Consider the following 7820-nt stretch of genomic DNA (forward strand, 5'->3'; position numbering starts at 1 on the left):
GCCGCCAAGGCGGCCCTTCCCGGCGTTAGCCGATTGAACGCGGTTTACTTGACCACACCACAGGCCATGCGCGCACCGCCACCCCCGAGCTTCTCCGGATGGTCGCTGTGGTTGTCGCCGCCAGCGTGCACCATCAGCGCATGACCTTTGAAGTCTTCGGCTTTCAGGCGCGGAGCCAGCACCGGGTAGGTGGCCTTGCCATCGGCGCCGACGTAGAGCGCTGGCAGGTCGCCGCGGTGACCGCTGTCGTCATACGGGCCCTTGTGGGCGTTGGTGGTATCGGGGTCCCAGTGGCCGCCTGCGCCACCGGCCGGCACGGTCTTGCCGTTGTCCTGAGCGGGGTCGCACGAGGCGTTCTGGTGCAGGTGGAAGCCATGCACACCCGGCGGCAGGTCTTTCAGATCCGGCGTCAGCAAAGCGCCGTACTTGTTTTGCTCGATGGTAACGGTGCCGATCGACTTGCCCGGGCCATCCGTGCCAGCGAGCTTGAGCTCTACCGTCTGCGCCGCCTGGGCCAGGCCTGCGCTGGCCAGTAGTGCGGTCATGAGCAGTGCTTTCTTCATCGGGGTGTCTCCTTGGCGTTGAAAAAGGTGGGCGTCGTACCCGCTACAACAGGCCCGCGCAGCACCTGCGTGTGTAATGGGACTGCATTGGCACGCGGCGATTCCATCCAGCCATACATTGAAATACTTGCCCGCCCATGCGGGCTCATGCGTGCAGCTCGCGCGGGCTCAGCGACACCCAGTAGCGGGTGCGGTATTGCACCTGCAACGGCAAGCTGGCGGCGAGCAGCGCGAGGATGCGATCAGTGTCGTCAAGCACGAAGGTGCCGGTGACCCGCAGCCGCTCAAGGCCAGGCTGCCAGCGCAGCACGCCTGGGCGATAGCGCTCGAGTTCACGCAGGAACTGACCCAGCGGTTGGTCGTCGACGATCAGCACGCCCTGCCGCCATCCGGGCAACTGTGCATCGAAGCCCCCCGCCGGCGTCACCGAGGTCGTGCTCAAGCGCGCCTGATGGCCGGCCACCAGCCGTTGCTCGTCACCGTGTTGCGGTGTCAGCCGCAGCTCACCCCGCGTCACCGAGACCAGACAGCCATCGCCGTCATCGCGCACGCAGAAATCAGCCGGCGCTGCGTCGATGCGGCCGTAACGGGTCATCAGATGCAGGGGGCTACGGCTGTCCAGCGCGAGTTCGCCTTGCAGCAAGGTGAGGTGCAGTTGCCCGGCGATCCACGCCACGTCTACCGCAGTGGTGGTGTTCAACTGCAGGCGGCTGCCATCGGCCAGCACCTGGGTACGGCGTTGTCCGGTGGCCGTCGCAACGTCGGCGCGCCAGCGTTCAATGGGCAGTTGCCGATAAGCCAGCCAGGCCAGCGGCGCACACGCTGCCACGCCCAGCGCCTGGCCAAGCAGCTTGCGCCGCTGCGGGTCGGGACGATCCAGACAGCTCAGGCCGACGGGCGCCGGCAGCTGAGCGAAGCGCTGGCGCAACTGCTGGGCTTTTTGCCACAGCGCCTCGTGGGCCGGGCTGCGCGCGCGCCAGCGCTGCAGACGCAGGTCACCGGCACTGTCGAGCTCGCCGGCATCCTGCAAGGCCAACCACTGTGCGGCCTCGCGCGCCATCAGCCGGGCCTCGGGGCCGATCTCGGTGCTCACAGCTGCACCAGCAGGCAATGCTCATACGCCTGGGCCATGTAGCGTTTGACGGTGCGCGGTGAGACGTCCAGGCGCTCGGCAATGCTGGCATAGTCGAGCCCCTCCAGCTGCGCCCAGAGAAACGCGCGGCGCACTGCTGGCGGCAAGCCGTCGAGCAATTCGTCCAACGCCTGCAACGCTTCGAACATCAGCCAGCGCTGCTCGGCAGATGGCACCTGTGCTTGCGGCAGTTGCGCCAGGGCATCGAGATAGGCCTGCTCCAGGCTGCGGCGCTTGTAATGGTTGACCAGCAGCCGCTTGCCGACCGTCAGCAGGTAGGCGCGCGGCTCGCGCAAGCTCGGCAGGCTGTTGCTGCGCTCGGCGGCCAGCACCCTGACGAAGGTGTCCTGGGCCAGATCAGCGGCAACCCAGCGGTCGCCCAGACGACTGCGCAGCCAGCCTTCCAGCCAGCTGCTGTGCTCGCGGTACAAGGTACTCAGGCAAGGTGGAGGCGCCGCAACGGAGTCGGTCATACACAGGCACGCTAGAGGGGTGGGGGCTGTAAATGCGAGTGATTCTAATTGCTTGGCGCAGGCCCGCCAAGCCTTGTGCATGCACCACTATGTTCCCGGCACTTGGCAACGCTGCCCGAACCCCTCAGGATTTACCCCTTTTCTGCCGCATGCCCGAGGACAGCCCATGCACTTTCAGCCCGCCATTCCGGTTCTGCGTATCTTCAGCGTGGCCAAGGCCAAGGAGTTCTATCTCGATTTCCTCGGTTTCACGCTGGATTGGGAACATCGCTTCACACCTGAGCTCCCCCTCTACGCCCAGGTGCACCGTGACGGGCTGATCCTGCACCTGTCCGAGCATTACGGTGATGCCACGCCCGGCTCGACGGTGTTCGCTCGCGTGACCGATCTGCGCGCCCTGGAGCAAGCACTGCTGGCCAAGCAGTATGGCTACGCCCGCCCTGCGATCGAGACCGTGGACTGGGGCTTGCAGCTGCAGGTGCGTGACCCGTTCGGCAACCTGCTGCGCTTCTGCGAACAGATCGGCTAGGCCCCGCCAAGGCTCAGCAAGCCTTGCAGCGAAAGCGCTGGTACGCGAATTCAGCGCGTGGTGGTGACCCAGACCGAGCGGAGGCAGGATGGGCCCGCGTCGCCGCCCTTTACGGGGCCCTGCAAGCGGCGCTACCCTGTCGATCTTTCCTACCTGATGAGGTGTTCGTCCGATGCGTCATTGATGCCGCCGTCTGTTTGACGGCCAGCCTTCACCCCCCAGCCTTGCCTTGGGGATGTCGCGGCATGAATGGATTTCTCCATGACGAACACTTCGATTCTGACGCTTGACGGCGTCACCTGCACCCTGCCCGATGGCCGCGTGCTGTTCACCGACCTCAACGCCACCTTCGATCACCGCCACACCGGCCTGGTGGGTGCCAACGGCGTGGGTAAAAGCATGCTCGGCCGGCTGCTGGCCGGCGAGTGTGCGCCCAGCGAGGGTCGTTGCCTGCGCCGTGGACGGGTGCATCGGCTCGACCAACAGACCCTGCGCCATAGCCAGACAGTGGCTGACGTCGCGCAGATCACCCCGCATCTGCTGGCGTTGCAGCGTATCGCGCAAGGCAGTGTGGAACAGGCGGACTTCGACCTCGTCGGCGAACGCTGGAGCCTGGCCGAGCAGTTTCAGGCCCACCTCGCCCGCCAGGGATTGGGCGGCATCGACCCGCGCAGCCCGGCCAGCACCCTGAGCCCCGGCCAGGCCATGCGCGTGGCCATCGTGGGCGCGTTTCTCGCCGACGCCGACTACCTGATTCTGGACGAGCCGAGCAACCATCTGGACCGCCAGGGCCGCGAGCACCTGCACACGCTGATCGGCCAGTGGACGCGCGGCCTGCTGCTGATCAGCCACAACCGCACGCTGCTCGAACCGATGCAGCGCACCCTGCACCTGAGCCCGTTGGGTCTGCGCAGCTACAGCGGCGGCTACAGCGCCTACCGGCGCGCCACGCTTGCTGAACAGGCGCAGGCCCAGGACACGCTCGATCGCCTGAAGCTTCAGCGTCAGCGAGAAAAGGCGCAGGTCCAACACCAGCGCGAGCGACTCGAACGTCAGCAGGCGCGTGGCCGCGGCATGGCCCGCGACGCCAACCAGGCAAAGATTCTTCTCGATCGTCAGCAGCAACGCAGCCAGGTCACGGCGGGCAAGCAACTGCGCAGTCAGCAGCACGCACAGCAGGCCATCGATCAACGGGTCAGCGAGGCGGCGCAGCGGATCGAGCATGGCTCTGGCATCACCCTGCCGGCGCCCGCTGCGCAGCGGCCAGGTAGGCTGTCACTGGTGTGTCTGGAGGGCGTGCAGTTGCCTTACGGGAGCCAGGCACCGCTCGACCTGCACCTGCGTGCGGGCGAGCGCGTGGCCGTGATCGGTGCCAATGGCAGCGGCAAATCCACCTTGCTCAAGCTGATCAGCGGCCAATTGACGCCAAGCGCTGGCACCGTGCAGGTCAGCGGAACGGTGGGCTTGCTCGATCAGCACGCCAGCCAGCTAACGTCGCGGCAGAGCGCGCTCGACCACCTGCAACAGGCCAACCCATCGCTCGAGGTCAGCACGCTGCGTACGCGGCTGGCCCAGGTGGGCCTGGATGCGGCGCGGGTCGATCTGCCCAGCGCGCTGCTCAGTGGCGGCGAGCGGGTCAAAGCTGCGCTGGTAGCGCTGCTGTACCGGCACACGCCCATCGACCTGCTGCTGCTCGATGAGCCCGGCAACCACCTGGACCTAGCGTCGCTGGAAGCCATCGAGCAGATGCTCGCGCGCTTCCAGGGGGGTGTGCTGGTGGTGTCGCATGATGAGGCTTTTCTCAGCCGGTTGCGGCTGGATCATCGGTGGGTGTTATGAACGGCGTGAAGGCACCGCTCCACGTCACGCGATCAGGTAGCCAAGCGCGTGAGATCGACCCACGCGGCGGCGATCCCACAGTGATTGCCATGCGGCACGGCACGTGCCTGCGCTCGAGATCGTTGCGCGATTACCGCCCACTTTCGTCTCCGCGAACCACCGTTTGATTGACGAATTAACTGGATGGTACAACTATCGCATCATTCAACAACAACAAAGCGATACGCTCATGAAGCCTCGAATTCTGGTGCTCAATGGCCCCAACCTTAACCTGCTGGGCTCCCGTGAACCGGCCCAATACGGCAGTGAGACCCTGGCCGATCTGGCCAACCTGTGTGCTGCCAGTGCCGACCAGCACGGCCTGGACCTGGAGTTCCGCCAGACCAACCACGAAGGCGAACTGCTCGACTGGATCCACGCCGCGCGCGGCCGCTGCCAGGGCATCCTGATCAACCCTGCGGCCTGGACCCACACGTCTGTGGCCATCCGCGACGCACTGGTGGCCAGTGAACTGCCGGTGATCGAAGTGCACCTGTCAAACGTGCACAAGCGTGAACCCTTCCGGCACCTGTCGTTCGTCTCGGCCATTGCCGTGGGCGTGATCTGCGGCCTGGGTAGCAACGGCTACCGCCTGGCCCTTGGTCATTTCGCCCAGCTGCTGAAGGAGCGCACGGCATGAGCACCCGTCACGACGCTGTGTTGGCCGGCCTGATCGGCCGTAGCATCCAGGCTTCGCGCACCCCGGCCTTGCACGAGCACGAGGGTGACGCGCAGTCACTGCGCTACCTGTACCGCCTGATCGACGCAGACCAGTTGCAGTTGCCAGACAGCGCGCTGGCGCAGTTGCTCGAAGCAGCCGAGCGCACCGGGTTTACCGGCCTGAACATCACGTTCCCGTTCAAACAGTCGATTCTGCCGCTGCTCGATGAGCTGTCGGACGAGGCTCGCGGCATTGGCGCGGTCAGTACCGTGGTGCTGCGTGACGGCAAGCGTGTGGGCCACAACACCGATTGCCTGGGCTTTGCCGAAGGCTTTCGGCGCGGGCTGCCGAACGTGTCACGGCGCCAGGTGGTGCAGCTCGGCGCAGGGGGCGCGGGTTCGGCAGTGGCCCATGCGCTGCTGGCCGAAGGGGTGGAGCAACTGCTGCTGTTCGACGTGGATGCCCAGCGTGCGCAGGCACTGATCGACAACCTCGGCGCCCGTTTCGGCGCGGGTCGCGCGGTGCTGGGGGAGGATCTGGCCAGTGCGGTCAAGGCCGCCGACGGCCTGGTGAATACGACGCCCGTTGGCATGGCCAAGGTCCCCGGCACGCCGCTTGCGCCTGAACTGCTGCATGCAGGGCTGTGGGTGGCCGAAATCATCTATTTCCCGCTGGAAACCGAGCTGCTACGCCATGCCCGCGCGCTGGGGTGCCAGACCCTGGATGGCGGCACCATGGCAGTGTTTCAGGCAGTGAAAGCCTTTGAGCTGTTCACCGGTCGCCAGGCCGATGCCACGCGCATGCAGGCGCATTTCGCCGGTTTCTGACACACCAACGCCGCGCCGGCGGGTTGCCTGGGCGCGGCGTCATGCTGATTGCAGTCACGCTTGCAAATAGCGCAATACCACCTCGCAGATCATCGCCTTTTGCCGTTGCTTGACCTGCTCATCAGACAGCTCGATCTGGAACAGCTCGCCGAAGGTGTGGCGGTTGGACACCCGGTAGAAACAGAACGAGCTCATCAGCATGTGCAGGTCAATGACCTCGATGCCGGGACGGAACAACCCCTCTTTCACGCCACGCGCCAGGGTGTTGCCCAGTATCTGCACCACCATGCTGCTCATCTCACGAATCACCGGAGACTGTTTGACGTATTCGCCATAGTGGATGTTTTCGTTGCTGACGATGCGCACGAAATCGACGTTGAGGTCGTGATGGTCGAAGGTGAACTCCACCAGACGACGGATCGCCTGGATCGGTGGCAGGGCATCCAGGTCGAGCCCGTGCTCGGTCTTGCGAATGTCGCCGTAGAGCTTGACCAGGCATTCGACGTACAGCTGTTCCTTGCTGCCGAAGTAGTAGTAGATCATGCGTTTGGAGGTGGCCATGCGCTCGGCGATGGCATCGACCCGGGCGCCCGCCAGACCCTGCTGAACGAACTCCTGAATCGCGGCCTGAAGAATATCTTCGCGGGTCTTTTCGGGATTGTTCTTGCGCGTCTTGCGCTCCCGCAACGCGGCGGGGTTGACTTGCAGATCACTCATACCGGCTCACAGGTTCTTGTTGGAATCGGCTGATTATCCGCGAGCCAGGCAGCCCAGGGAAGCGCGTAATAGACCACCGAGGGTGGAAATGGCGACAGGCGATGGCGCACTGCCAGCCAGCGCAGCAGCGTTGAAGGCCCACGCCTTGAACACGAGCGCCGCCGTGCGCTCAGTTCAGGCCAACGGCCAGCGCCCGGACGCGTATGCCGAGCGGATGCTCCCAGCCGTCAATGGGCTTGCGGTGCTCACCTCACGGCAATGGCCCTGACGCGAACGCCAGCCTACCTACAGCACCGGCTTGCGGGCCACGCCGCTGCGCGCCTTGGCCATGGCTGCCAGGCGCACCGCCACGTTGGCCGCACCGTAGCCGACATAGCCGCCCTTGCGCTGCAGGATTTCGAAGAAGAATCGGTCTTCGAATGCCTCGGTGTACACATGGAACAGCTCACCGCCTTGGGTATCACGGTCGTACAGCACGTTGAAGTAGGCCAGTTCGCTCAGGAACTCGTCGTCAAAATCAAAGCGCGCGGCCAGATCGTCGTAATAGTTGAGCGGGATTTCCAGCAGCGGCACGCCGGCGTCCTTGGCCCGCGCTACTTCGCGGAAGATGTCTGCGCATTCAAAGGCGATGTGGTGCACCCCCGAACCGCGATAGCTCGACAACGCGTGGGCGATGGCCGTATTGCGGTTTTCCGAGATGTTCAGCGGCAGGCGCACTGTGCCGCAGGGGCTGCGCACGGCACGGCTTTTGACCAGGCCGTACGGATCGGGCAAGACCACTTCATCATCGGCGGTGAAGTCGCACAGGCTTTTGTAGAACAGCACCCAGGTGTCCAGCGTTTCGGCCGGCAGCGCCAGGGCCATGTGGTCGATACGCAACAGGCCGCCACTGTCAGGATGGGCGGTATCGAGGCTGAAGTCGGTGTCGTAGATGCTCTGGCCGTTGCCAGCCTGCTCCACCAGGTAGATCAGGCTGCCGTCGGGCGCGCGCACCGCCGGCACTTCGCGTTCGTTGGGCCCGACCAGGCCGCGGTAGGGCT

The 7820-nt window shown here is 65.1% G+C and carries 9 protein-coding genes; 4 read left to right on the plus strand and 5 right to left on the minus strand.

Features of this window, described 5'->3' with window-relative positions; genetic code table 11:
- Positions 1–44: 44 nt before the first annotated feature.
- The 3 genes from sodC to RT028_RS11245 form a co-directional block, all read right to left on the minus strand.
- Entirely contained in the window at positions 45–563 is a 519-nt protein-coding gene (gene sodC / locus RT028_RS11235; protein ID WP_312934909.1) for a superoxide dismutase [Cu-Zn] SodC, read from the minus strand.
- Positions 564–708: 145 nt separating this feature from the next.
- Complete coding sequence (locus RT028_RS11240) at positions 709–1623, minus strand: FecR domain-containing protein (protein ID WP_312934927.1); 915 nt, start codon at positions 1621–1623, stop codon at positions 709–711.
- Between the two features lie 29 nt (positions 1624–1652).
- Complete coding sequence (locus RT028_RS11245; RefSeq protein ID WP_312934911.1) at positions 1653–2168, minus strand: sigma-70 family RNA polymerase sigma factor; 516 nt, start codon at positions 2166–2168, stop codon at positions 1653–1655.
- Positions 2169–2334: 166 nt separating this feature from the next.
- On the opposite strand from RT028_RS11245, the gene RT028_RS11250 reads away from it, so the two are divergent.
- The 4 genes from RT028_RS11250 to RT028_RS11265 all read left to right on the plus strand — a co-directional run bounded on the left by RT028_RS11250 (position 2335) and on the right by RT028_RS11265 (position 6063).
- A complete protein-coding gene (locus tag RT028_RS11250; protein ID WP_312934913.1) occupies positions 2335–2697 on the plus strand; it encodes a glyoxalase superfamily protein in 363 nt (120 codons plus the stop codon).
- 261 nt (positions 2698–2958) lie between these two features.
- A complete protein-coding gene (locus RT028_RS11255; protein ID WP_312934915.1) occupies positions 2959–4536 on the plus strand; it encodes an ATP-binding cassette domain-containing protein in 1578 nt (525 codons plus the stop codon).
- A 229-nt stretch (positions 4537–4765) separates the two neighbouring features.
- A complete protein-coding gene (aroQ, locus tag RT028_RS11260; protein ID WP_312934917.1) occupies positions 4766–5215 on the plus strand; it encodes a type II 3-dehydroquinate dehydratase in 450 nt (149 codons plus the stop codon).
- The gene (locus tag RT028_RS11265) at positions 5212–6063 is read left to right on the plus strand and encodes a shikimate dehydrogenase (protein ID WP_312934921.1); all 852 of its coding nucleotides are present in this window, start codon (positions 5212–5214) and stop codon (positions 6061–6063) included. The genes aroQ and RT028_RS11265 overlap by 4 nt, the downstream gene beginning before the upstream one ends.
- Positions 6064–6117: 54 nt before the next feature.
- On the opposite strand, the gene RT028_RS11270 is transcribed toward RT028_RS11265, so the two are convergent.
- Positions 6118–6780 (minus strand): TetR/AcrR family transcriptional regulator, encoded by a 663-nt coding sequence (locus RT028_RS11270; RefSeq protein WP_312934922.1) that lies wholly within the window; start codon positions 6778–6780, stop codon positions 6118–6120.
- A 285-nt stretch (positions 6781–7065) separates the two neighbouring features.
- Positions 7066–7820: 4-hydroxyphenylpyruvate dioxygenase family protein (locus RT028_RS11275; RefSeq protein ID WP_312934926.1), on the minus strand; the 755-nt coding region annotated here is incomplete at its 5' end.

It is taken from the genome of Pseudomonas sp., from assembly GCF_032058845.1.
In the GTDB taxonomy this organism is placed as follows: Bacteria; Pseudomonadota; Gammaproteobacteria; order Pseudomonadales; family Pseudomonadaceae; genus Aquipseudomonas.